Genomic DNA, 25,059 nt, shown 5'->3' on the forward strand with positions numbered 1-25,059 from the left:
TACTTCACTGTAGCTTTGCGACGAGTAACCGCAGGAGCACGCCTTGCGGTCTAAGAGCTGACCGCTACGTGCAGGCCTTCCAGTGGTTGTCACCGATAGGCGGCGCCTTCCGCTTTTCCTATTAACGTGAGTAGAATTCAACGATTAGAGCTTCTGTAACTTCTGCAGGTAATTCTGAACGCTCAGGTAAGCGAGTGTAAGTACCTTCAAGTTTTTCAGCGTCAAACTCGATGTAAGCAGGTACGAAGTTGTTTACTTCTACTGCTTCTTTTACTACTGTAATGTTTTGAGATTTTTCGCGAAGGCTGATCGTTTGACCAGGTTTTACGCGGTATGATGGAATGTCAACACGTCCACCGTCAACCATAACGTGACCGTGATTTACTAATTGACGAGCTCCACGACGAGTACGAGCTAATCCCATACGGTAAACTAAGTTATCTAAACGAGATTCAAGTAAAATCATGAAGTTTTCACCGTGGATACCAGGCATTTTGCCAGCATCATCGAACATGCGACGGAATTGACGCTCATTAATTCCATACATATGACGAAGTTTTTGCTTCTCTTGAAGTTGAATTCCGTATTCAGATAATTTCTTTCTTTGAGTAGGACCGTGTTGTCCTGGTGCGTAAGGACGTTTTTGTAATTCTTTTCCTGTGCCGCTTAGTGATACTCCTAAACGACGTGATAATTTCCAAGATGGACCTGTATAACGAGCCATGAATGACTCCTCCTTTGTTATTTTAGATTTTGATAAAATAACAACAGTTTTGGCAATCCCTTCAAAAGCTCATTTTATATTCATGCACTTTCGCTTCGACAGCTAGAAGTTACACAATGCACCTCAAAAAGTTTCAGCCGCAGTTTAAGAGGTATAAAATGAGAAGAGTGTCAGTTGAAGTTTACCTTGGCTGTCTTTATTTTACACAAATTATAGTATATGTTTTTTTATAAACGAAGTCAAGGTTTCAAGTATAATTACTAAATGAGTGAATTTCATAATTACCTAAATCGAGCCATATCAAACTATATGTAGTTGCGACCGACTTAACGCAACTAGATATAGTTACTTAATGGCGATGATATTGAATTAAGAAATTCATTAAAATATGAACAAAAATTAACAAAAAGATTGAATGTATAATTTGTCTAGTCAGTTCACTAAAAATTTTCATACAATAGTAATAAAGTTAGACTTTTGTTGCAAGGAAAAGAATGTATAATTAAATTCATTCAAACTTTATTATAGTGTAGATGGTATAAACTTGTCTTAAGTAGGTAGATGGTAATTTTTTATAGTAATATTAAGCTGACTTTACTATAATTAAAGGATACGGTAGTTGTTATGATTGGTGGTGAAAATGAGTGATTAAAGCGAAAGAAACAAAATCAAATATAAATTTTTCTAAACTATTTTATATGTCATTTGATTTAGACGAATTGTTCGAAAAGAAATATCCGTCTGCGATATTTTTTTTAGCAAATAATCAAGGGCAAATGATTACAATGCGTGAGATAGGTGGCTACCTCCCTGGAGTAATTGAACTCGTTTATCAACTACCTGAAAAGTTAGTTGCTGATCAACTACCTTTTGAAGATAATGATTATTTAGTAGATGCTATTCCTATCACATTACAAGGTGGTAATGGTGATTGGGAAGGATATTTTGGTGCTATATTAGCAGTTGATGAAGCAAGCAGAGAAACTGTTCGTACTTTATTACTTGGCTTTAGACAATCGATTGTTATGACAGCGAAGTATATAGAGTGTAAACAACAGTATGATTTTTATAAAAAAAATGAAACCATTGAACAGAAGCTAAAAGAACTTTTACTACAAGTGACCAAAAAGTTCCATTCATCTATGGATGTTAGTGCAATTTTAGCTGAAATTATTGATGCTCTAAAGCAAGTATTTCCATCATTTGATATTACTATTTTATTATCACATGAGTGGGATGTCAGTGAAGAATTACCGATTAAACAATTGTGTTACAGTAATGGTCAAAGGAATGATGCTGCGACTAATGCCTATTTAACTGGGAAAATCCAAATAGAAGACATAATAGAAGATAGAAAATCGGTCGTTTACGCACCTTTAAGAGGAAAGCAAGGTGTTTACGGGGTTTTAAAAATAATGGCGACAAATTCTTTCGTATTTCCTCAGCATGAAATTGATTTTATTGAAGTGTTAGCAGATACAGGAGGAAACGCAATAGAAAATGCTGAACTTTATCAACAGTCTAGGCAACTCGTTGAAGATCTTCAACTCATTAATAAAACCTCCCATCAATTAAATTCTAATCTGAGGCTTTCGGAAACGATTAGTTATATGACCCAGCAAATTAAATCATCTTTTAGCGCTCAGGAAATTGGCTTTTTTATGTTTCGGCCGAATGGAGATATAGAAGTTATTGAAGGAAGCACAAGCTTTTTTTTCAAAGACACGAATTTATCGGATATAAAAGCTTTTTGCGACCGAATTAAAAAAGATAAAGATGCGTTGTTTATTGGTGACCTTGCTTCAAATGAGCCTCATTTATTAAAGCCTTACCGCTCTTTTATCGCTGTTCCGATGATTCAAAGTGGTGAATTGAAGGGCGCGGTAATGATCGTTCATGAACATGCATATTATTTCTCCTTTAACAAGTTCAAGCTTTTGCAGTCTTTAATTCATCATTCGACGTTAGCATTTACGAATTCGATGCTTCATGAAGAATTAGAAAAACTAGTGATCACTGATCACTTAACGAGACTATATGCGAGAAATTATTTAGATGAAAAAGTTCAACAGTCGATGAACCAAGATGCTTATGGTTGTTTTATATTAATTGATATTGATAATTTCAAACAAATTAACGACATATACGGCCACCAAGTTGGTGACGATATTATTATTCAAGTCGCAAATGTAATAAAGAAAAATATTAAAACCTCTGATATTGCAGCAAGATGGGGTGGGGAAGAACTCGCTGTTTATTTATCGAAAGTTGATCAAGAAGTCGGTGTAACGGTTGCGGAGCGTATTCGTGAAAAAGTAGCCCAAGAAACGAGTCCTCGAGTGACCGTATCTTGTGGTGTCTCTGAGTGGAAGCAAGTTGATAAAGATAAATCGTTAAAAACATTATTTAATCATGCAGACCAAGCATTATATACCGCAAAACGAACAGGAAAAAATATAGTCGTAGTTTTTGACGAAAATACATGCTATATGTAGAAAAGCGGAAGCGGCTTGGGCAGCCCTGAAAAGCGTTGGAGAGCCAACGCTGGTTTATCTCCTCTTGAGACGCATCTCCGAGTTGATAAACATCGGTGGATCGAAACGATCGAAGGGCTAGGCGCTGAAGCTAGACACCTTTCTAAGTTCAAAATAATTAACTTCTTATTTTTTTAAGAAAAGCGGAAGCGCCTTTTAATAAGAGTAGTGGCTTAAGATTTGGAAGTGAAAATCCAATTCGAGCCATTACTTTTTTTGTTGGTTAGTTAGCAGTTTGTTTGATGGTTAGACAAAAAAACTGATAATTCGGTTAAAGTTAACAAACTTCGATTTATATAGTGAGTTTTAAAGTAGGGTTATATCAGTTAATGTAGAACTTTTTTTACTATATGTCGAGAAGAAAAGGCAGGAGTTAGATGTTTTATAATTAATTAGTTAGATAGTTGGTTAGTTGGATTGTGGACAGTTGGTTAGGTTACGACTTTTCCTTACTTTTCCATATTAGATGATGATGAAGTTTTGTTATACGCGTTTTGTAAGAAAAAAGGCGGATGATTTGCCAACGAATGTTTGAGGTTCGTTAGAAGGTCAAGGTGAAGTGAGGGAAAGCACCCGCTTTTTTCAATTAGACGGTGACGTAAATCGTCATGAGGTTTTGTATGCAAATAGATACTTGGAGGTGGATTTTCTTTCACGAGCCTCTGAGATTCGATAGAAGGTCACAGCGAAGTTAAAGAAAATCCATCTCCAATTTATTACATTCTAGATGATGACGAATAATCTCGTTTTGTATGTAAAATTTGTTTAGTTATTATTTTGTCGTTCGTTAGCTAATTGGACTTGTGGTTTTTAAAAACGAATTTTTAAAAGGAGGGATTTCTACAGTGGATAAAGGTGAAAAAACAAAACGTAAAGTGATGGATGCAGCTGTATCTTTATTTAATGTAAGAGGGTATAGCGGTACTTCAGTACGCGCTATTGCAAATGAAGCAGGGGTGAATGGAGCGCTAATTTCTTATTATTTCGGTAATAAACAAGGTCTTCTAGAGCAGTTAATGATTGATTTCTTAGAAAACTATACTAACATCGTCGAAGAGAGTTATAAAAAGTTAGAATTAGTTAGTGCGAAAAGCTGTCTTTATACAATCGTAACCGACTTACTTAAATATCAACAAAAAAATCACCATCTGGCAAGATTTGTTCATCGGGAAGTAACCTTAGATTCTACGTTAGTAAGAGAACTGATGATGACCTATCTAATGAAAGAAAAGCATTTTGTGAAAGCACTTGTTGAAGCGGGAATGAAGAAAAAAGAGTTTAGGCAATTATCCTGCGACTTCGTTGTCATCCAATTACGAGCTTTGTTAACGATGCCCTATTCACAACCGCAGTACATTAGAGAAGTCTACCACCTGCAACCGCATGAAGAATATTTTGTACAAAAGTATATTAAGCATATCGAGCGATGGCTAAGCGAATTTTTATATAACGATATTAGTGAAAGTGAAGAACTAAAACTTAATAAAATAGTTTCGAATAAATAAGGTCGAAAGGTATGTCCAACCTAATTCCTTTTAAAATAGAGATAGGAATTAAGGAAAGCATTATCTTTTGATTTTTTTTGTAGAAAAAGTAAAAAAATAAGTCAAAATTTGTTTATTCATGGTATCATGTTAATATCGAAAAATATTATATTTTTTTAAAGTAAAAAGGTTGTTTTCTTTTACGAAAACAGCCTTATAAAATAGCCTAAATTTATACTAATTGAGTGAATTTCATAATTACCCAAAATGAGCCACATCACGCAACTATATATTGATCTAAGTAGCGAGAATAATGAATTATGGAATTCATTGAATTATTATAATAATAAAAATATTATAGTTTTTTTACATAAACAACTTAGGGAAGCAGGAAGGGGCATTAGAATGAAGTTTTTTATTTACGGAGTTTTAGTAGTTTTTTTAGCTATTATTATATATGGCGCCTTATCAAGAAAAAGGATATACAATGAGGTAGACCGCCTTGAAGCATGGAAAATTCAAATAATGAACAAACCTATCACAGATGAAATTGCAAAAATTAAAGGACTTAATATGTCTGGTGAAACAGAGAGTAAATTTGAAAGTTGGCGTAATAAATGGGATGAAATTATTACGTTAAGACTGCCTGATCTCGAAGAAAAATTGTTTGATGTTGAGGAAGCGGCAAATAAATATAGATTTGGCAAAGCGAAAACCTTAGCAAGCGATATTGCAAACGAGTTGAACGATATTGAAGTTAGTCTTCAAGAAATGATGGATGAGATTAATTTGTTAATACATAGCGAGGAAGATAATCGAGAGCAAATTGACGAAATACGTTCCCTTTTTAAAGATTTAAAAACATATTACTCACAAAATAAAGGCACATTAGGAACGACCGCCTTTGCCTTTGAGACCAAAATGAAGGAAATTGAGCAAACGTTTCAAGAGTTTGAAACTGCCACAAAAGAAGGAAACTACTTCGAAGCTCGAGAAATTTTGATGGTGATGAAAGAAGAAATTTCCCATGAAAAGTGGAAGATGGACGAAGTACCCAAACTACTCGTACACATAGAAAGTGAAATTCCTTCACAGATAGAAGAAATTTCACAAGGAATTAGAGAAATGGAAGAAGATGGATATATCCTTGAGCATTTCTCTTTTAAAAATGATATTCGAAACTTAAAAAAACAATTACACAAAATGTTACCGTTTCTTGAGGAAGGAAAAATCGAAGCGGCGGCGATACCAATTGGCGACATGTTTAAAGAGATTGACCAAATATATGATACTCTCGAACAAGAAGTTTTAGCTAAGCAGTACGTTATTACCGAAATTCCAACAATAAAAGATGAAATGTCCTTATTCGAAAACGAAATGATTGAATTAAAAACAGAAGTTGAAACCGTTAAATTGAGCTATCATATTCCTGAAGAGGAAATAAAACTTCATTTGAAGTTAGAAAAGCAAATGAAGGAATTAGCGAATAAATTAAAAGTGATCGACGATTGTATAGCTAATAAAAAACAATCTTATATAACGATAAAAAAGGCGATCGAACAATTTACCGAAGAATTAGCAGAACGACGTAGCACTTTAGATGAATGTAAAGAAAGTTTAAATACATTACGTAAAGAAGAACTAAAGGCTAGAGAAACATTAAACGAGTTAAAAGGGAAAGTTCGTGAAGGGCAACGGTTAATTAAAAAAAGTAATATCCCAGGACTTCCTCATTCACTTCTCATTAAAATGGAAGAGGCAGAAACTAGTCTAGTCGCTGCTAATGAGAAAATGGAGCAAATCCCCCTTGTTATTGAGGACGTTAACTCGTCAATCGAAGAGGCGTTACAAAGTGTAAATGATATGCATGGTATAATAACTTTTACGATTGAACAAGCATTAGCTGCAGAGCGAGTCATTCAATACGGAAACCGTTTTAGAAGTAGTTATTCGTTTATTCATAATGAACTACAAAAGGCAGAAGAACTTTTTCGTATATACGAATATGAGGAAGCCCTACAAACTGCCTATAATGCCATCGAGCAAGTCGATCCTAATGTCGTAGAAAAAATTAATTCTTATTCTTTAGAAAAGGTTTAGCAATTGTGCTAAGCCTTTTTAAGTTATTTGTGATGCTATTTAATTCCTAAAATAGTTATGATATTATATTTTAGACACTAAAGAAGTACAAGTAAGGTAATAAAAAGGAGTTTAGTGATGATTTACTTTGATAATAGTGCCACAACAAAACCTTATAAAGAAGTCATTGAGACTTACCAGAAAGTTTCAGAAGCTTTTTTTGGTAACCCCTCATCTTTACATACGTTAGGGAAAGAAGCAGAAAAGCTTTTGGATCAAGGGAGAGATCAAATTGCTAAACTTCTACAAGCCAATAAAAAAGAAATTGTTTTTACTTCTGGTGGAACAGAAGGAAATAATTTAGCAATCAAAGGAACGGCATTACAACACCAAAGTCGGGGAAAACATCTAATCACAACAAAAATAGAACATGCTTCTAACTATGAAGCATTTCAGCAACTAGAAAATCTAGGCTTTGAAGTGACATATTTAGATGTTGATCAGTTTGGAATTATATCTTTAGAGCAATTAAAAAGCTCTCTTCGCGAGGACACGATTCTTGTTTCGGTAATTCATGTGAACAATGAGCTAGGTTCCATTCAACCTATTAAAGAAATAGGAGATATTGTTAAAAAGTACCCGAAGGCCTATTTTCATGTTGATCACGTACAAGGAATAAGTAAAGTACCACTTTCTTTGCAACATTGTCATATCGATTTATGTACAATCTCTGGCCATAAATTCCATGGCCCGAAAGGAACGGGAGTACTGTATGTCCGTGAAGGTATAAAGTTATTTTCTTTATTCACTGGTGGTGTACAAGAACATAATTTAAGAGCTGGAACAGAAAATATTCCAGGGGTTATCGGTCTGGCTAAAGCGTTAAGAATGTCGATGGAGAAGTATGTTCAAAATAAAAGTCACCTCGAACAACTTCGTGATTATTTTATAAAGTCACTTAACGAGGTAGAAGGAGTTATTTTAAATAGTCCTATTAAAGAAGCGGCAGCTCCGCATATCGTAAATTTTTCACTGCCGACATTGAAACCAGAGGTTATTATTCAATCATTAGGAGAACAGCAAATGTATGTATCGACAAAATCAGCTTGCTCATCAAAATTAGCTGAGCCAAGTAGAGTGCTTATGGAAGCTGGTTTAGGAGAAGAACGTGCACAATCTGCAATAAGAGCAAGCTTTTCGTATCATAATACAATAGAGGAAGTTGACGCTTTTATTTCAGCTTTGAAAAAAACAGTTTTACAATTAAAAGAAGTAATGAGGTAATAAAAATGAACTATAATCATATTGTTATTCGCTACGCTGAGTTAGCATTAAAAGGAAAAAATCGCTCTACATTTGAAAGACGTTTACAAGAGAACATTAAAATCGCGCTTAAATCATTTCCAAATGTAAAAATTGAACGCACATTTGGAAGAATGTTTATTCAACTAAATGGTGAAGATCATACGCAAATCGCCGATAAGCTTTCAAAAATTTTCGGGATTCACTCGTTTAGTTTAGCGGTTAAAGTTGAAAACGACCTTGATAAAATTCGTGAAGGAGCACTTAGGGCAGTTCATGAAATACTCGAAGGTAAAAAGACGTTTAAAGTTTCTGCCAAACGTGCTAATAAAGGATTTCCTATAAGTTCTAGTACGTTAAACTATGAAGTGGGGAGCTTTATTTTAAGAAATACAGAACAATTGAAAGTAGATGTACATAATCCGGATATCGAAGTAAAAGTCGAAGTTCGAGAAACAGATACGTACATTACATGTGCTGTATATAAAGGATCTGGTGGCTTGCCGGTAGGGACAGGTGGAAAAGTAGTCTTAATGCTATCTGGTGGGATTGATAGTCCTGTGGCTGGGTATTTAGCAATGAAGCGTGGAGTAAAAATCGAAGCGATTCACTTCCATAGCCCTCCATATACAAATGAACGAGCGAAGCAAAAAGTCATTGATTTAACGAAAGTTTTAACTGAATATGGTGGGAAAATTCGGCTTCATGTCGTTCCTTTTACAAAAACACAAATGGAAATTCATAAAGTAATACCGGCAAACTATACAATGACGATTATGCGTAGAATGATGCTTCGCATAAGTGAAGAAATTGCAAGTAGACAAAAAGCATTTGCAATTGCAAATGGTGAAAGTTTAGGACAAGTTGCTAGCCAAACATTGCATAGCATGCATACTATAAATGAAGTAACGAATATGCCGATCATCCGTCCGTTAGTAACGATGGATAAGCTCGAAGTCATTGATGTAGCTAAAAAGATTGGCACTTATGACCTTTCAATTCTTCCTTATGAAGACTGCTGTACGATCTTTTTACCACCTGAAACGAAAACAAAGCCACAACGAGAAAAAGCTAATAAGTTTGAAGAAAAGTTAAACATTGAGGCGTTAGTCAATGAAGCAGTAGAAAATATTGAAGTGATTGATATTATTCCAGGCAAAAAAGTGGAAGAGCAATTCGACGAATTATTGTAGTTGATTTTTCTTGAAATTACCAAGAAAAAAGAAGTATTGATTCATCCCTAAGTACACATCATATGTTTACAAAGGAGGTGAGATACAGTGCCAAACAACAATAGTTCAAACCAATTAGTAGTACCTGGTGTACAACAAGCTCTAGATCAAATGAAATATGAGATCGCTTCTGAGTTTGGAGTTCAATTAGGACCAGATGCAACTTCTCGCGCTAACGGATCTGTTGGTGGTGAGATTACTAAGCGCTTAGTTCAAATGGCTGAGCAGCAAATGGGTGGGCAACAACAATAATTAAATAAAAATGGCTGTGAGAGGTGACAATTATGTCACCTCTCTATTTATTTTGGGGATAAATTATTTTGCAGTAGCGTCTTTAACGAGCCAAAACTATATAAGATTTTTCATAATATTAATATAGATAATCGGGTTTCATGTATTTTTTAAAAAAATTTAATTTTTCTAAAAAATAATATTCAAAAAAATCATTATATTCTGTATAATAGGAATTGTACTAATTTATTGAGGGGGAGAAGAATATGGATCGAAACCAATTAATTGCTCCGGAGACATACAACATTTCGCAAGAGTTCGAAAAGTTTACTAAAGTAGATCGTTTAGCAGTAAAATTTTTAACTGAGCAAGGTGAGGAAAGTTCCATCACATACTCAGAACTAACTGCAAGAGCGAACCAGTTTGCAAGCGCTTTAAAAGCTCAAGGCATCGAAGAAGGTGAGCGAGTGCTCGTTCTGCTTCCAAGAAGTATTGAAGCTTACATTACGTATTTTGCATGTTTAAAAGCTGGAATCGTTGTTATCCCTTGTTCTGAAATGCTAAGAGCAAAAGATTTAGCATATAGAATTAACCATGGGGAAGCAAAAGCAATTATTTCTTACCACCTTTATGTATCGGAAGTTGATAATATTAACGAAGACATTCCTACTTTAGCTTATAAATTTGTTGTAGGTGACAATGTTGATGGTTATTTAAGACTTGACGAGCTTGCTAATGAGCAAAGTAAAGAATTTGAATGTGCGAAGACAACTCGTGATGACATGGCCTTTTTATCTTATACATCAGGAACAACCGGTAACCCTAAAGGTGTTGTACATACACATGGTTGGGGATTTGCTCATATCGAAGTTGCTTCAAAAATGTGGTTAGATGTAAAAGAAGGAGATGTAGTTTGGGCTACTGCAGGTCCAGGTTGGCAAAAGTGGATTTGGAGTCCGTTCCTATCAATTTTAGGCTTAGGGGCTACTGCACTCGTTTACCAAGGTAAATTTGACCCGAATAAATATTTACAACTCTTACAAGACAACGATGTAAATGTATTATGTTGTACACCTACAGAATATCGCTTAATGGCAAAGGTAGATAATATTAGTGACTATAACCTATCTAAATTAAGAAGTTCAGTATCGGCTGGTGAGCCACTAAACCGTGAAGTAATTGACACGTTTAAGCGTGAATTCAATGTAGATGTCCGTGATGGTTACGGTCAAACAGAAAACACACTTTTAGTAGGAACACTTTTAGGAATGGAAATTAAAGCAGGTTCTATGGGGAAACCAACTCCTGGTAATGAAGTAGCGATCATTAATGAAGATGGCAAACCTGTTGCTCAAGGTGAAGTTGGTGATATTGCCGTTCATAAAGATGCACCAGCTTTATTTAAAAAGTATTATAAAGATCCAGAAAAAACTGCGATGGCGTTCCGTGGTGATTACTACGTAACAGGTGACCAAGCAAAAATGGATGAAGACGGATATTTCTGGTTTGAAGGACGTAATGATGACATCATCATTAGCTCAGGGTATACAATTGGGCCATTTGAAGTAGAAGATGCATTAACAAAGCACCCAGCTGTTAAAGAGTGTGCAGTTGTTGCTAGTCCTGACGAAGTACGTGGTAATGTCGTAAAAGCGTTTATTGTGTTAAGAAATCCTGATATCGCAGGAGAAACTCTAATTAAGGAACTTCAAGAGCATGTTAAAACGTTAACAGCTCCTTACAAGTATCCACGTAAAGTAGATTTTGTTAGTGATCTACCAAAAACAATTTCAGGAAAAATTCGTCGTGTGGAATTAAGAAAGAAAGAACAAGAGCAAGCATTAAAAAGCTAATTGAATGAGTAAATTCATAATACCAATAAAATAGCTACATTAACATACCTAATGTGGCTAAATAAGCATTATGAAAACTTATAAATAAAAAGCAGACGGCACTTTTAAGTGTTAGTCTGCTTTTTTGTTACGGAGGCGCCTCCGCTTTTCTTTGTCCAGCTGCGGCGTCTAGGTCCTCGAAAACTTCAGACATCACTAGAAAAGGTAAAAAGCGCCTTTTTAGTGATGTCCTCCAGTTTTTTTCGGACCTACCCAAGGCGCCTCCGCTTTTCTTCCTTACAAAAAGGTTTTTTGGACTCTTTGGAAGAAGGAGTTGTCTTTTAGTTTTAACATTTTTACTTGTTTATCTGCTATGTTTACTTTTATATCGTGGCAATGTCTGATGCTTAATGCTTCGTTATCTGCACCGATAATTGGATGATCATTTCCATCTTGAACGACTTTTAATGTAAGAGTGCTATCACCACTCAAAATTAAAGGTGCTCCGAGAGTTCGATATTCGTTATTATTAAGTGATGATATTTCTGTTAATTGGATCGCTTTTAGTCGAGGGTCAACGACAGCGCCACCGAGAGATTTATTATAAGCCGTACTACCGGTAGGTGTAGAGGCGATTAATCCGTCTCCGCGGAAAGTTTCAAAATGCATATCATCGATGTATACATCAATGACAAATGTTCGAATAACGTTTGAGCGGATAGAGCATTCATTGAAACAATAAAAAGGTTTTTCGCCATTAACACTGACTTCGATGAGGTTGTTTTTTCTTACTTCCACTTGTTCATTTTTCATTGCTGCGACGATAGAATCGATATCGTTGAGTGTGAAATCAGTATAAAACCCAATATGATCTCCAGTATTAATTCCTAAGTATAAACAATCTTCTTGAAATTCGGTTTTACGAAGTGCTTGTAAAAACGTACCATCTCCGCCTATACTAATAATGATGTTTGCTTCTTGGTAGTTGGAAACGATATCGAAGTTATATTGTTTTGCTACCTCAATTAGGGGAGCTAATTTTTCTTCTACTTCGTTTGTTGGATGGTAATATAAAAAAACATTTCTACGATCAGCCATTTTCATCTCTCCTTCATCTTAAGTTGTACAAGGTTTGGTCATACTATCACTATTATTTCTTTATTATTTTAGGAAAATCCTGCTTATTTTATTTAATCATTTGAGTGAATTTCATAATTACCAAAAATGAGCCACTTCACGCAACTATATATTGATCTTTGTGGCGAGAATAATGAATTACGAAATTCATTAATTTTAAAAAAGAAAAGGAGTTGTTTTTTATGAGCAGTAAACGGTGGATTGCGCTTGGTTTAGCATTTGCACTTTTCCTTTTTTCAATTGGAATAAGTGCTATCAGCTCAACTGCCACTGGACAATGGACAGGTTTATTTGCAGTTGATGAAGAGGATGTTTGGGTCGAGAAAAAAGTTGAAAAGGGAAATGGTCAAGGGAAAATTGTTGTATTAAATGTAAATGGTGTTATTCAAGAGCGGTATGATGCACCTTCTCTCTTTGAAACAGTTACGTATAACCACAGAAATTTTATATCGAAGTTACGTCATGCAAGTGAAGATCATCTTGTCGATGGTATTATTATAAGAGTTAATTCACCGGGTGGTGGTGTCGTAGAAAGTGCTGAAATCCATGATTTAATTGTAGAAATACAAGAAGAATTTCGTAAACCTGTATACGTTTCAATGGCAAGTTTGGCGGCATCTGGAGGATATTATATAGCGGCACCAGCCGATAAAATATTTGCTAACGAAGCAACAATTACTGGCTCACTGGGTGTCATTATGCAAAGTATTAATATTAGTGAACTAGCTGAAAAATACGGGATTCGATCTGAAACGATAAAAAGTGGTGTACATAAAGATATAATGTCTCCGATGCGTGAAATGACAGACGAAGAAAGACAAATTTTACAATCTATTATTGATGATTCTTATGAGTCTTTTGTCGATGTCATTAGTAACGGTCGCCAGATGGAAAGAGAGAAAGTAATAACAATTGCTGATGGAAGAATTTATTCAGGTAAACAAGCCGTGGAATTAGGCCTCGTCGATGAGTTAGGAAATTTAGATCAAGCAATTGATGTTATGCGTGAAGAAATTGGCCGAGGAGAAATCGATGTCGTGAAATACGAGGCACGTTTTAGTTTCCCATCTTTTTTAACGATGACAACGCAAAATCTGATGTCACGTCATCAAGATCCACTTGGGTTAAATCAACTCGTTCGTCAAACGAATTCACCAACTTTAATGTATTTATATAAGGCAGATTAGGTGGTGAAAAATGATGGATGAAAAAACGAATAAAGAAGAGCAATTTAACCAAGACGAAAATGAAAAAACTGAATCAATCATTGTAGAAGAAAAGAAATATAAATTTGCCGGTTTTTGGATGAGGTTTTGGGCGTACTTGTTAGATTTAGTGATCGTTGCTAGTATTAACGGGATTATAGTGACTCCGTTAGTAGCGGTGACTAATATTAGAGAGATAAATTTTACTTTTATGACGCTCGAGGCGCTGTTGATCGCTATGATTACATTTCTATACTTTGTCCTATTAACAAAAAAATGGGGTCAAACGATAGGGAAAAGAGTCTTTGGTCTAAAGGTAATAAATAAGAAAGAGGGCGCGTTGACGTGGTCGTCAGTTGTTTTTCGTGAAGTTATTGGTCGCTATATTTTACAAGCATTTACAATAACGTACACACTATATCTAATTGTTGCCTTTCAAAAAGAAAAGCAAGGCCTACATGATATGGTTGGCGAAACGTATGTCATTCATGAAGAAATATAAATTTATGTAAGTTAATGAATTTCATCATTCATGATTCTCGCCACTAAGATCAATATATAGTTGCGTCAAAACCATTCGCAAACTATATATTGTGAGATGTGGCTCGTTTTGGGTAATGATGAAATTCACTCAAGTTAATGAATTTCATCATTCGATATTTTTGCCATTAAGTAACTATGTGTAGTTCGTTAAATCGTTGGCAACTACATACAGTGTGAAGTGGTAAATTTCGGTAATAACGAAATTCTCAAGTAGAATGAGGGAGCTGATGCTTCGTACATTCTACTTTTTTAAGTTTACATTGTTTATTTTCATTTATCCGGGGTGATAATGGTGAGAGAAGGGAGATTTTGACATGCATTGGATTTGGTGGGTAGTAATATCAATAACGTCTTTTCTCATATTGCTTCCGTTTGCAAAATTAAAAGTAAATTTAACTTATTTTCATGATCAAGATAATGATGAATTAAACGTAAAAATATCCACCTTTTTTGGCTTGGCATCATATAAAGTTAGTGTCCCCGTCTTAAAAGTAGATGAAAATTCAGCGTCAATTATAGTAGAAGAGGAACAACATTCGGCAGTTAGTGATAATGAAAAAACGAAAAAAATTACCCCGGAAATTATTATTCGTGATATTCGAAAAATAAAAGATTTTTTACGCCATGTTATTGGTTTTCATAAAATTGTAAAACGCTTTTTAAGAAAGATTTCCATTCATCATTTTTCATGGAAAAGCCGTTTTGGGGTTGGTGAAGCAGCTGCTACAGGAACATTAGTAGGCTCTGTTTGGGGAATTAAAGGAAGCACTTTAGGGGTAGTTTCTCATTATATGAAATTGAAAGCAGAACCGATTATTGAAGTTCAACCAACTTTTCAGCAACTTACATCTCATACGGAAGTTTCGTGTATGTTTTCCTTTCGGCTAGGGCATGCTATAGTCGCAGCATTACAAATCCTCAAACATTGGAAGAAAAGACCAAAGTTTGTTAGTGAAAATTTGTATGAGCAGAACGGTATTCAAAGTTAGGAGGGTATACTTTATGTCAGAACATCCAATTCAAGGCTTAATGAAAACAGCAATGGAAAATATAAAAGAAATGGTTGATGTAAATACCATTGTCGGAGATCCGGTGGAAACTCCCGATGGTAGTGTTATTATTCCCGTTTCTAAAGTAGGTTTTGGCTTTGCTGCTGGGGGAAGCCAGTTCGTAGTAGATAAGCCTGGTGAAACGAAAGAAACAGACCACCCTTTTGGTGGTGGTAGTGGTGGCGGTGTTTCAATAACCCCAATCGCATTTTTAATTGTTAATTCAACAGGGGTAAAAATGGTTCACTTAGATGAGAACACTCACCTTTATGAAAAATTAATGGATTTTGCTCCTCAAGTTGTCGAGAAAATTCAACAAATGATTAATGGAAATAAAAATCAAAACCAAAACCAAAACCAAGCAGGGCAGATGAATACGACAACAACGCCTCCACCAAAAAATGATTTAAATTTATAAGTATAAATTAGTCAGTATCTTTAAGAAGATCTTGAGAGATCTCTTAAAGGTACTGGCTTTTTTTATTGTCTAGCTCCAAGACACTTCACTGATATTGCTACAGTGCAAGTTTTGCGACGAGTAACCGCAGGAGCACGATTTGGAAGCCAAAAAGCGGCTTCTGTCAAAGGCCTTCCAGTGCCTTTCGCTCGTGACCAAGGCACTTGCGCTTTTCTTATAAGCATATTTCTTGAATATTTATTATTTTTTAACTATATTAACACTATATTCATGTTTAAAAAATAAGGAGGAATTTTGGAATGGCTAATATAACATTTAAGGGGAACCCAGTAACAATATTAGGGAAAGAACTAAAAGTAGGTGATGTAGCACCTGATTTTTCTGTTTTAGCAAATGACTTATCTCCATTTACTGTAGAAAATATTAAAGGGAACGTTACAATCATAAGTGTTGTTCCTTCTTTAGATACAGGAGTTTGTGATGCACAAACGAGAAGGTTTAATGAAGAGGCTGCCAGCCTTGATGGAGTAAGTGTTTTAACAATAAGTGTTGATTTACCATTCGCACAAAAACGTTGGTGTGGTGCTGCAGGGATTGATAAAGTTCAAACATTATCAGATCACCGAGATTTATCATTTGGAAAAGCGTACGGCCTTGTTATAGAAGAATTACGACTACTAGCTCGAGCAGTATTTGTTATCAATCAACAAGGTGAAGTGGCGTACGTAGAATATGTTTCTGAAGCGACAAACCATCCAGATTACGAAGCAGCACTAGCGGCAGCCAAGCAATTAGCTTAATATTGGAAGATCGTTAAACCATATAATGGGGGCGCAAAGCTTTAAGAAGTTTTGCGCTTTTTTTGTTTGTTAGTTGGTTTGTGGTTAGTTGGTAAGGAAAACACTTACTTTTACATGTTAAGTTAGAGGGTATCGATAAATCGTTATTAAGATTTTGTATGAAAAAAGGTAGGTGCTTTTGCGAACGAACGTCTGAAATTCGTCAGAAGGTCAAGGTGAAGTGAGGGAAAGCACCCGCCTTTTCCACATGAGATGTTGACTGATTAACGGCATGTGATTGTTTGTGGTTATTGTTTTCACCATTGAATGTATAACTTTCTACTCATAAAGGAATAAAAGATGATAGAATGAGAAGTTGAGAAAGGAGAGGAAGTATTTTGGAAAATAACGATAACTTTGAAGTTTTATTTTCGAACTTGGATGAGAGTGCACAGATCATTCAAAATGAAAGTGAGCTCACTTATTTAGAATCTTTAGTTTTTGCCGGGGAATGTCTTTTTGAAAATGAAGTTTCAAAACCGTTGAGCGAAATATGTAAAAAGAAAATAAAAAACGCGTTAGAAAATGTAGAACTAGAAAAATTATCTAAAGAACAAATTCGAAAAGCCTTTCAATTAGCGATTTTAAAAGGTATGAAAGAAGCTACTCAACCACATCATGCAATGACACCAGATGCCGTTGCCATTTTCATAAGTTATTTAGTTAATAAATTAACGGAGACAAAGGAAAGTTTTCGTATTTTAGACCCGGCTGTAGGGTCAGGGAACTTATTAACAGCCATTTTAAACCAAGCAAATAAACATGTTTCCAGTTTTGCGATTGAGCCTGATGAAACGTTGCTTCAGTTAGGCTATGTTAGTGCGAATTTGCAGCAACATCATATAGAATTTTTCCATCAAGATAGTTTAACGGAAATATTTATTGACCCTGTAGATATAATTGTTGCTGATTTGCCAATCGGGTACTATCCAAATGAAGAAGTGGCCAATAAATATGAATTAAAAGCTAAAGAGGGGATGTCGTACACGCATCACTTGATGATCGAACAATCATTAAATTATACGAAGTCAGGCGGATTTTTAATCTTTATGATTCCTAATTTTATGTTCGAATCTGATCAAGCGAAGCAACTTCATACATATCTAAAGGAACAAGCTCATATTTATGGTTTACTTCAATTACCGAAGTCGATGTTTAAAGAAGAAAAACATGCAAAAAGTATATTTATTATTAGGAAAAAAGGAGAAAATATAAAAGCTCCTAACCAAGCACTTTTAAGTGAATTACCATCATTTTCAAATAAACAAGCTTTAACGGAAATGATTAAAAGTATTAATCAATGGTTTGATGCACACTTAACAGAATAAATTCTAAAAGAGTGAGTAGCCTTTGGAGGTAAAAGCTCTTTTTGTTTGGAAAAACGGTTGGTTTGTTGTTTATTTTATTGGTTAGACTACGCCCTCCCATTAATTTTACAGTTTGGATGGTGACTGGGTCCCCGTCATACTTACCAGATTTTAAGTAAATAAATAACTCGGTCTCTTGGTAAGCTAAAATGAACGAGCATAATTTGTCCACACCACACGGACAAAATGGCAAATTGTCCACGAAAGGTGTCAGACACTAAGGGGTTTTTACTATTAGCACTATTGTAATACAGCGACAGCTTATATTATAGTACAGATTTTTCTGTATTATTATAAAACATTGATATATCAAGGGTGTTTTATTTTTTAATATTAACTGTTTCATAAAAATTCATGTAATTTTCAATAAAAATTGCTTTTTGCTATTGAAAAATAGTAATAACAATGTTTAAATAGAGAAGGTGAAAAATTCGATTTAGTTAAGGGGTATCCCTTATTTTAAAGGAGATGTAGGAAATGGCAAAAATTATGGCGATTAATGCGGGGAGTTCGTCATTAAAGTTTCAGCTTTTAGACATGCCAACTGAAACAGTTGTGACAAAAGGTATCGTTGAAAGAATTGGTTTAGGAGACGCAATTTTCCAAATTGAGGTGAAAGGTGAAAAGCAAAAAGAAACGCGCGAAATTACCGATCATTCTCAAGCTGTAAAAATATTATTAGATAAGTTAACAAATTTAGGAATCATTTCTTCTTTAGATGAAATAGAAGGAATTGGCCACCGTGTGGTTCATGGCGGTGAAAAGTTTAATGATTCTGTATTAATTACAGATGAAGTATTACAAGGGATCGAAGAGGTTTCTGAATTAGCTCCACTTCACAATCCAGCAAACATTGTTGGAATCAAATCATTTATGGAAGTATTACCCAATGTTCCAGCTGTAGCGGTATTTGACACAGCGTTTCATCAAACGATGCCGGAGCAATCTTTCTTATATAGTTTACCTTATGAGTATTATGAAGACTTTGGGATCCGTAAATATGGCTTCCATGGAACATCACATAAATATGTAAGTGAACGTGCAGCAGAATTACTAGGTAGACCAATCGAACAACTTCGTTTAATTTCTTGTCACCTTGGAAATGGCGCTAGTATTGCGGCAATTGAAGGCGGGAAATCGATTGATACATCAATGGGCTTTACACCACTTGCAGGGGTAACGATGGGAACACGTTCTGGAAACATTGACCCAGCGTTAATTCCTTACATTATGGATAAGACTGGACAAACTGCAACAGAAGTGTTAGATGTTCTAAATAAAAAGAGTGGAATGCTTGCTTTATCTGGTTTTTCAAGTGACTTGCGTGACATTGAAACTCAGGCAGAAGAAGGTAATGAAAGAGCAGAATTAGCGTTAGAAGTATTTACTTCACGTATCCATAAATATATCGGTTCTTATGCGTCTCGTATGCATGGCGTTGATGCTGTTATTTTCACAGCAGGAATTGGTGAAAACAGTGATGTCATTCGTGCTCGCGTCTTAAAAGGGCTAGAGTTTATGGGGATTTATTGGGATCCTTCATTAAACCAAGTACGAGGAAAAGAAGCATTCTTAAACTATCCACATTCTCCAGTAAAAGTGATAATCATTCCAACGAATGAAGAAGTTATGATTGCTAGAGATACGGTAAGATTAACAAATTAATTAACAAAGAGGCTGGGACAAAACAAAGTGTCAGACACCGCTAGACACTGAATATAGACATAAGATAAATCTTTACGTCTATATTTAGTAGGATCCACGTGGTGTCAGACACTTTTGTCCCAGCCTCTTTTCTATTGAAAAAAGCTAATATCAACATTCTTTAAAAAAGAACCTTATAAAATAATAGCAGGAAATTATGTATATCATGATGAATACATAACTTATTATATGCTTTTTTAGTGGGGAGTGACATAGATTGGGCTTAACAGGCAGAAAAAAGACTATATGGGAAGAAATTGAGAAGTGGGAGCAGTCATATTTTATCGATAGTGAAGCAAACCGATATTATTCATTAGAAGCTGATTTTAACAAAAGCGTTGAAACTTGGCGACCTGACTTACAAATAAAATTATTACAAATCGTTGATAGTATTATTTTCCATACACATACGATTGCTCAAAATAGTACTTATGACAAACAGATGACTGACAAAGTTTTAAACCTTGGAAGAGTTTTCGAAGCCAATGTTGAAAATATCTCAGATATGAAACGATTAACGATCGATCAACTTCGCTATATAAGTCAACAAAATTTAGCAAAGCAACGCTTAATTTCACTGACCCAAGGTGGGGTCAGCGGTTTTGGGGGAATTTTCTTTGTAGCACTTGACTTACCATTAATGTTAACGATCAATATGCGCTCAATTCACTTAACGGCACTGACCTACGGTTATGATTTAAATAAACCGTATGAACTGATGTTAGCTCTGAAGGTTTTTCATGTTGCAACATTACCAAAAACAATGCAAAAAGAAGGTTGGAAGCAGTTGTTACTAGAACTTGAAGCTTATGAAGATCAATGGTTATTATTCGATGAAAATAATATTGATAAATCGACAGCATGGCTTCAACAACCGATTAAACAGCTAGCTAAAGGAATGGCACTACTTCTTTTAAAAAAGAAATTAATCTACGGTTTGCCTATTTTCGGTATAACTGTCGGTGCGGCTTCCAATTACTTTTTAGCGAAACAAGTGTCAGAAATAGCCCATCGCTTTTACGAAAAGCGATATTTATTAGAAGAGACAGGTAGCGATTCCCTTCAATAAAGTGACAAGATGATGTAAACTATAGTTACGTATTGGGGGTGCTTAAGTTGTATTCATTCGAATTTGATGGGCGATTAGGAATAGAAATACCAGAGCTACAAAAAGATTGGGGAAAGTACGATAAAAAAACACAAGAAGAAATACTAATGAAATGGGAAAATATTAGAGGCAATATCCCTGATCGGGTAAGAGAGTTAGAACAAGAAATTAATCGAAAGCAAGCTTTATTAAATAATGAGAATGATTTTAAAAAATCATGTGAATTAAATCGAGAAATAGCAGAACTAGCTTCAACGATTAATGATCTTTGGTTATGGTTCCGCTCTCATGGAGAAGTCAGTGCTAAAATCCACCTTTGATAATTTACAATTCAAAATTCAAAATTAGCATATATAAATTTAAAAACACAATGAAATTAAAGTTCAATGTATGTAAAACCGACCAGGCAATTTATTTCAAAATTTTGAGTTTTGAATGATTGTAAAATGAAATTGGTAAAAATAAATTTAGTTTTCAGGTGCAATGCATCTTCGAAAAGAATTGAAGTAATTTTAATTTTAAATTGTAAATTTTAAATTATTACATCAACCGCCCTTTAATTGCTTATTCTATTAAGGTAGAAAGCGATGAGGGGTTTTTTTATGGAAAAAAATTATATTCATATAGATGGTTCTAAAATTTATTATGAGGATAGTGGTGGTAATAAAGAGGCACTAGTTTGTATTCACGGATTTATAAGCTCTTCATGGAGTTGGCACCCGTTAATAAACCAGTTAAAAAAACATTTTCGGGTGATTGCCTTTGATCTTCCTGGATTTGGTAAAACAAAAGCAGCTATTCACTATAAGTATACGTTAAGTCATTATGGAGAAACGACAATTGCATTAATAGAAAAATTAAATTTAAAAAAAGTTCATTTAGTAGGTCATTCGTTAGGTGGACAAATCGCTTTACAAGCAGTGAAGTTAAAGCCCAACTTTTTTGACAAGCTCTTTTTGATTGCAGCATCCGCTAAGCGAAGCAGACCCTTTTGGTTAGCTAGACTGTTATGTTATATCCCTTATATGGATGAGGCTGCGTACCAATTTTATTTTCAAGATGAAATTGTCGATGTTGCAGTTGCAAAAGTATTGTCAGGTGGTATGGGCTTAGAGGATACAGTTTTAAAACCGTATATCGATATGTGTAAAAAAAGAGAAGTTATTAAGGCTGTATTGAAGCTAGGAAAAGACCGTGAAGATGATATGAAGGAAGAAGAACTAAATAAGATTACTCATAAAACATATTTACTTTGGGGAAGAGAAGATCAAGTTGTCACATTAGAAGAAGGGATATTTCTAAAAGAAACTTTAAAAAATTCTACACTAGCAATTATCGAACATTGCGGACATTTACCGATGGAGGAGCATACGATATCAGTGTTACATCATCTTTATTCATTTTTTTGTCCGAACTTCTTGAATACTGGAGGAGATAAATTAATAAATATTTAGATTTTTTCATGAATATGTATTGCAAAAAGATTGGATTGTTGTTAAAGTAGTGAATATAAATTAAGTGACACTATATGAGAGTGCTTATAGCAAGCCTCTTTTATTTTTAAAAACGAATGTATATTTATAATAAAACAAGTATCAATATTCATAAGATGGGGGAATGAGTAATGAGTAAAAAGAAAATTGTATTAGCGTATTCAGGAGGGCTAGATACTTCTGTAGCTATAAAATGGTTAAGTGATCAAGGTTATGACGTAATTGCCGTATGTTTAGATGTTGGTGAAGGTAAGGATTTACAATTTATTAAGGAAAAAGCATTGAAAGTTGGGGCAATCCAATCTTACACAGTTGATGCGAAAAAGGAATATGCAGAACAATTCGTTCTACCTGCTTTACAAAGTCATGCAATGTACGAAGGAAAGTACCCGCTTGTTTCTGCGCTATCTCGTCCGTTAATTTCGAAAAAATTAGTGGAAATTGCCAATCAAGTTGGTGCAGATGCAATTGCTCATGGCTGTACAGGGAAAGGGAATGATCAAGTTCGTTTTGAAGTGTCGATTCAATCATTAAACCCTGATCTTGATGTTTTAGCACCAGTTCGTGAATGGGCGTGGAGTCGTGATGAGGAAATTGAATATGCAAAAAAACACAATATCCCAATTCCTGTTAACTTAGATAATCCATATTCTGTCGACCAAAATCTTTGGGGCAGAAGTAATGAATGTGGTATTTTAGAAGATCCTTGGGCAACACCACCTGAAGGAGCGTATGAATTAACAGCGCCTATAGAACAAACACCGGACGAAGCGGAATTTTTAGAAATTGGTTTTGAACAAGGCGTACCGAAAACGATTAACGGGAAAGCATATGAGCTTGATCAATTAATTTTAGAGCTTAACTTTATCGCTGGAAAACATGGTGTCGGGCGAATTGACCACGTAGAAAATCGTTTAGTGGGAATTAAATCTCGTGAAGTTTATGAGTGCCCTGGGGCAGTTACATTACTTAAAGCACATAAAGAACTAGAAGATTTAACATTAACGAAAGAAGTCGCTCATTTTAAGCCTGTGGTAGGAAAGAAGATTACGGAAATGATTTACGAAGGTCTTTGGTTCTCTCCATTAATGCCAGCGCTTCAAGCATTTTTACAAGAAACACAAAAAACGGTCACTGGAACTGTACGTGTGAAACTATTTAAAGGTCATGCAATAGTAGAAGGACGTAAATCAGAATTTTCATTATATGATGAAAAACTTGCAACATATACGAATGAAGATGAATTCGACCATAGTGCTGCTGTTGGATTTATTAAGCTTTGGGGCTTACCGACAAAAGTTCATAGCATGGTAACGAAGAAGGGAGTTAATCAACAGTGACTTCAAAGCTGTGGGGTGGACGTTTTACAAAAAGAGCAGAAAGTTGGGTCGATGCTTTTGGAGCATCGATCGACTTTGATAAACAATTAGTAAATGAGGATATTGAAGGTAGTATCGCTCATGTTAAAATGCTAGGGAAATGTGGCATTGTATCAAATGAAGAGGTAGAGAAAATTATCTCTGGCCTAAAAGTAATTAAAGAAAAGGCTACTGAAGGTAAGTTGCAATACAATGTCGAAAATGAAGATATTCATTTAAACATTGAAAAGTTTCTCATTGATGAGATTGGTGAAGTAGGTGGAAAACTCCACACAGGTAGGAGTAGGAATGATCAAGTCGCAACCGATATGCATTTATATTTACGAAACGAAGTAAAGGAAATTCTCGTTTCGATTAAAAATCTTCAAGAAGCGATATTTGAACAAAGTAAACAGCATGTTGAAACACTTATTCCAGGCTATACTCACTTGCAACGTGCGCAACCAGTTTCTTTTGCCCATCATTTAATGACGTATTTTTGGATGTTAGAGCGTGATTACGGTCGCTACGAAGATAGCGTAAAACGTATTAATATATCACCTCTAGGCGCAGGTGCTTTGGCAGGAACAACCTTCCCCATTAATCGTGAATATACGGCAGAATTATTAGGATTCGATGGAATTTATGAAAATAGTATGGATGCAGTAAGTGATCGTGATTTTATCGTTGAATTTTTAAGCAATTCTTCAGTGTTAATGATGCACTTATCAAGGCTTTGTGAAGAACTTATTCTTTGGTCGAGTCAAGAGTTTCAATTTGTAGAAATCGATGATGCTTTTGCAACAGGTAGTAGTATAATGCCGCAAAAGAAAAATCCAGATATGGCTGAATTGATCCGTGGAAAAACTGGTCGAGTTTATGGCAACCTCTTCAGCTTACTAACTGTTTTAAAAGGGCTTCCGTTAGCGTATAACAAAGATATGCAAGAAGATAAGGAAGGTATGTTTGATACAGTTCGTACTGTAAAAGGTAGCTTGCAAATTTTTGCAGGAATGATTGAAACTTTAAAAGTTCTTGGTGGAAATATGGAGAAAGCGACGAATGAAGATTTTTCTAATGCCACGGAATTAGCAGATTATCTTGCTTCTAAAGGGATGCCGTTCCGTGCTGCACATGAAGTTGTTGGAAAATTAGTGCTTTATTCAATTCAAAATGGAAAGTTTCTATTAGACTTATCGATGGAGGAGTTTAAAGAAGCGAGTGATTTGTTTGAAGAAGATATTTACCAAGTGCTTGAACCTAAAACTGTCGTTGCAAGAAGAAACAGTGCTGGTGGAACAGGGTTTGAGCAAGTAAAAGAAGCGTTAACTAAAGCTGGAGATGCTTTGAGTAAAAAAGTTTAAGAAAAAAGAGGCTGGGACAAAACAAAGTGTCAGACACCGCTAGACACCAAATATAG

General features: G+C 35.0%; 21 protein-coding genes. 19 read left to right on the forward strand and 2 right to left on the reverse strand.

Annotated elements, in window-relative coordinates:
• Positions 1–121: 121 nt before the first annotated feature.
• Positions 122–724 carry a 30S ribosomal protein S4 gene (gene rpsD / locus BKP35_RS12575; RefSeq protein ID WP_071313709.1) on the reverse strand — a complete coding sequence of 201 codons (603 nt, stop codon included), beginning with the start codon at positions 722–724 and terminating at the stop codon, positions 122–124.
• 644 nt (positions 725–1,368) lie between these two features.
• Here rpsD and BKP35_RS12580 point away from each other — a divergent pair.
• The 7 genes from BKP35_RS12580 (at position 1,369) to mbcS (ending at position 11,439) form a co-directional block, all read left to right on the forward strand.
• Positions 1,369–3,219: a sensor domain-containing diguanylate cyclase gene (locus tag BKP35_RS12580; protein WP_245741961.1), complete on the forward strand. Its 1,851-nt coding sequence runs from the start codon at positions 1,369–1,371 to the stop codon at positions 3,217–3,219.
• An 884-nt stretch (positions 3,220–4,103) separates the two neighbouring features.
• A complete protein-coding gene (gene refZ / locus BKP35_RS12585) occupies positions 4,104–4,763 on the forward strand; it encodes a forespore capture DNA-binding protein RefZ (RefSeq protein ID WP_245741962.1) in 660 nt (219 codons plus the stop codon).
• 384 nt (positions 4,764–5,147) lie between these two features.
• Positions 5,148–6,842, forward strand: a complete 1,695-nt coding sequence (ezrA, locus tag BKP35_RS12590) for a septation ring formation regulator EzrA (RefSeq protein ID WP_071313710.1) — start codon at positions 5,148–5,150, stop codon at positions 6,840–6,842.
• Between the two features lie 117 nt (positions 6,843–6,959).
• Positions 6,960–8,105, forward strand: coding sequence for a cysteine desulfurase family protein (locus BKP35_RS12595; protein ID WP_071313711.1), 1,146 nt, complete (start codon positions 6,960–6,962; stop codon positions 8,103–8,105).
• A 5-nt stretch (positions 8,106–8,110) separates the two neighbouring features.
• Positions 8,111–9,316, forward strand: coding sequence for a tRNA uracil 4-sulfurtransferase ThiI (gene thiI, locus BKP35_RS12600; protein WP_071313712.1), 1,206 nt, complete (start codon positions 8,111–8,113; stop codon positions 9,314–9,316).
• Positions 9,317–9,403: 87 nt separating this feature from the next.
• On the forward strand, positions 9,404–9,607 hold the full coding sequence (locus tag BKP35_RS12605; RefSeq protein WP_071313713.1) for an alpha/beta-type small acid-soluble spore protein: 204 nt from the start codon (positions 9,404–9,406) through the stop codon (positions 9,605–9,607).
• Positions 9,608–9,852: 245 nt separating this feature from the next.
• Positions 9,853–11,439, forward strand: a complete 1,587-nt coding sequence (mbcS, locus tag BKP35_RS12610) for an acyl-CoA synthetase MbcS (protein WP_071313714.1) — start codon at positions 9,853–9,855, stop codon at positions 11,437–11,439.
• Between the two features lie 276 nt (positions 11,440–11,715).
• Here the strand turns inward: mbcS and BKP35_RS12615 are convergent, their stop codons facing one another.
• Positions 11,716–12,516, reverse strand: a complete 801-nt coding sequence (locus BKP35_RS12615) for an NAD kinase (protein WP_071313715.1) — start codon at positions 12,514–12,516, stop codon at positions 11,716–11,718.
• Positions 12,517–12,737: 221 nt separating this feature from the next.
• Here BKP35_RS12615 and sppA point away from each other — a divergent pair, with 221 nt between their 5' ends.
• From sppA to argH, 12 genes are all read left to right on the forward strand, one after another.
• The gene (gene sppA / locus BKP35_RS12620; protein ID WP_071313716.1) at positions 12,738–13,742 is read left to right on the forward strand and encodes a signal peptide peptidase SppA; all 1,005 of its coding nucleotides are present in this window, start codon (positions 12,738–12,740) and stop codon (positions 13,740–13,742) included.
• 10 nt (positions 13,743–13,752) lie between these two features.
• Positions 13,753–14,262, forward strand: coding sequence for an RDD family protein (locus BKP35_RS12625; protein ID WP_245741963.1), 510 nt, complete (start codon positions 13,753–13,755; stop codon positions 14,260–14,262).
• Positions 14,263–14,617: 355 nt separating this feature from the next.
• Positions 14,618–15,292 carry a DUF2953 domain-containing protein gene (locus tag BKP35_RS12630; protein ID WP_071313718.1) on the forward strand — a complete coding sequence of 225 codons (675 nt, stop codon included), beginning with the start codon at positions 14,618–14,620 and terminating at the stop codon, positions 15,290–15,292.
• 13 nt (positions 15,293–15,305) lie between these two features.
• Positions 15,306–15,770, forward strand: coding sequence for a GerW family sporulation protein (ytfJ, locus tag BKP35_RS12635; protein ID WP_071313719.1), 465 nt, complete (start codon positions 15,306–15,308; stop codon positions 15,768–15,770).
• A 299-nt stretch (positions 15,771–16,069) separates the two neighbouring features.
• Entirely contained in the window at positions 16,070–16,570 is a 501-nt protein-coding gene (gene tpx, locus BKP35_RS12640; protein ID WP_071313720.1) for a thiol peroxidase, read from the forward strand.
• 377 nt (positions 16,571–16,947) lie between these two features.
• On the forward strand, positions 16,948–17,937 hold the full coding sequence (locus tag BKP35_RS12645) for a class I SAM-dependent methyltransferase (RefSeq protein ID WP_071313721.1): 990 nt from the start codon (positions 16,948–16,950) through the stop codon (positions 17,935–17,937).
• Between the two features lie 516 nt (positions 17,938–18,453).
• Positions 18,454–19,641 carry an acetate kinase gene (locus tag BKP35_RS12650; RefSeq protein WP_071313722.1) on the forward strand — a complete coding sequence of 396 codons (1,188 nt, stop codon included), beginning with the start codon at positions 18,454–18,456 and terminating at the stop codon, positions 19,639–19,641.
• A 256-nt stretch (positions 19,642–19,897) separates the two neighbouring features.
• Positions 19,898–20,749 (forward strand): EcsC family protein, encoded by an 852-nt coding sequence (locus BKP35_RS12655; protein WP_071313723.1) that lies wholly within the window; start codon positions 19,898–19,900, stop codon positions 20,747–20,749.
• A 47-nt stretch (positions 20,750–20,796) separates the two neighbouring features.
• The gene (locus tag BKP35_RS12660) at positions 20,797–21,108 is read left to right on the forward strand and encodes a hypothetical protein (protein ID WP_211274628.1); all 312 of its coding nucleotides are present in this window, start codon (positions 20,797–20,799) and stop codon (positions 21,106–21,108) included.
• A 282-nt stretch (positions 21,109–21,390) separates the two neighbouring features.
• Positions 21,391–22,242, forward strand: coding sequence for an alpha/beta fold hydrolase (locus BKP35_RS12665; RefSeq protein WP_071313724.1), 852 nt, complete (start codon positions 21,391–21,393; stop codon positions 22,240–22,242).
• 170 nt (positions 22,243–22,412) lie between these two features.
• On the forward strand, positions 22,413–23,621 hold the full coding sequence (locus tag BKP35_RS12670) for an argininosuccinate synthase (RefSeq protein ID WP_071313725.1): 1,209 nt from the start codon (positions 22,413–22,415) through the stop codon (positions 23,619–23,621).
• Positions 23,618–25,003 (forward strand): argininosuccinate lyase, encoded by a 1,386-nt coding sequence (argH, locus tag BKP35_RS12675; RefSeq protein ID WP_071313726.1) that lies wholly within the window; start codon positions 23,618–23,620, stop codon positions 25,001–25,003. Before BKP35_RS12670 ends, argH begins: the two co-directional genes overlap by 4 nt.
• Positions 25,004–25,059 lie beyond the last annotated feature (56 nt).

It is taken from the genome of Anaerobacillus arseniciselenatis (genome assembly GCF_001865995.1).
GTDB classification, from domain to species: Bacteria; Bacillota; Bacilli; order Bacillales; family Anaerobacillaceae; genus Anaerobacillus; species Anaerobacillus arseniciselenatis.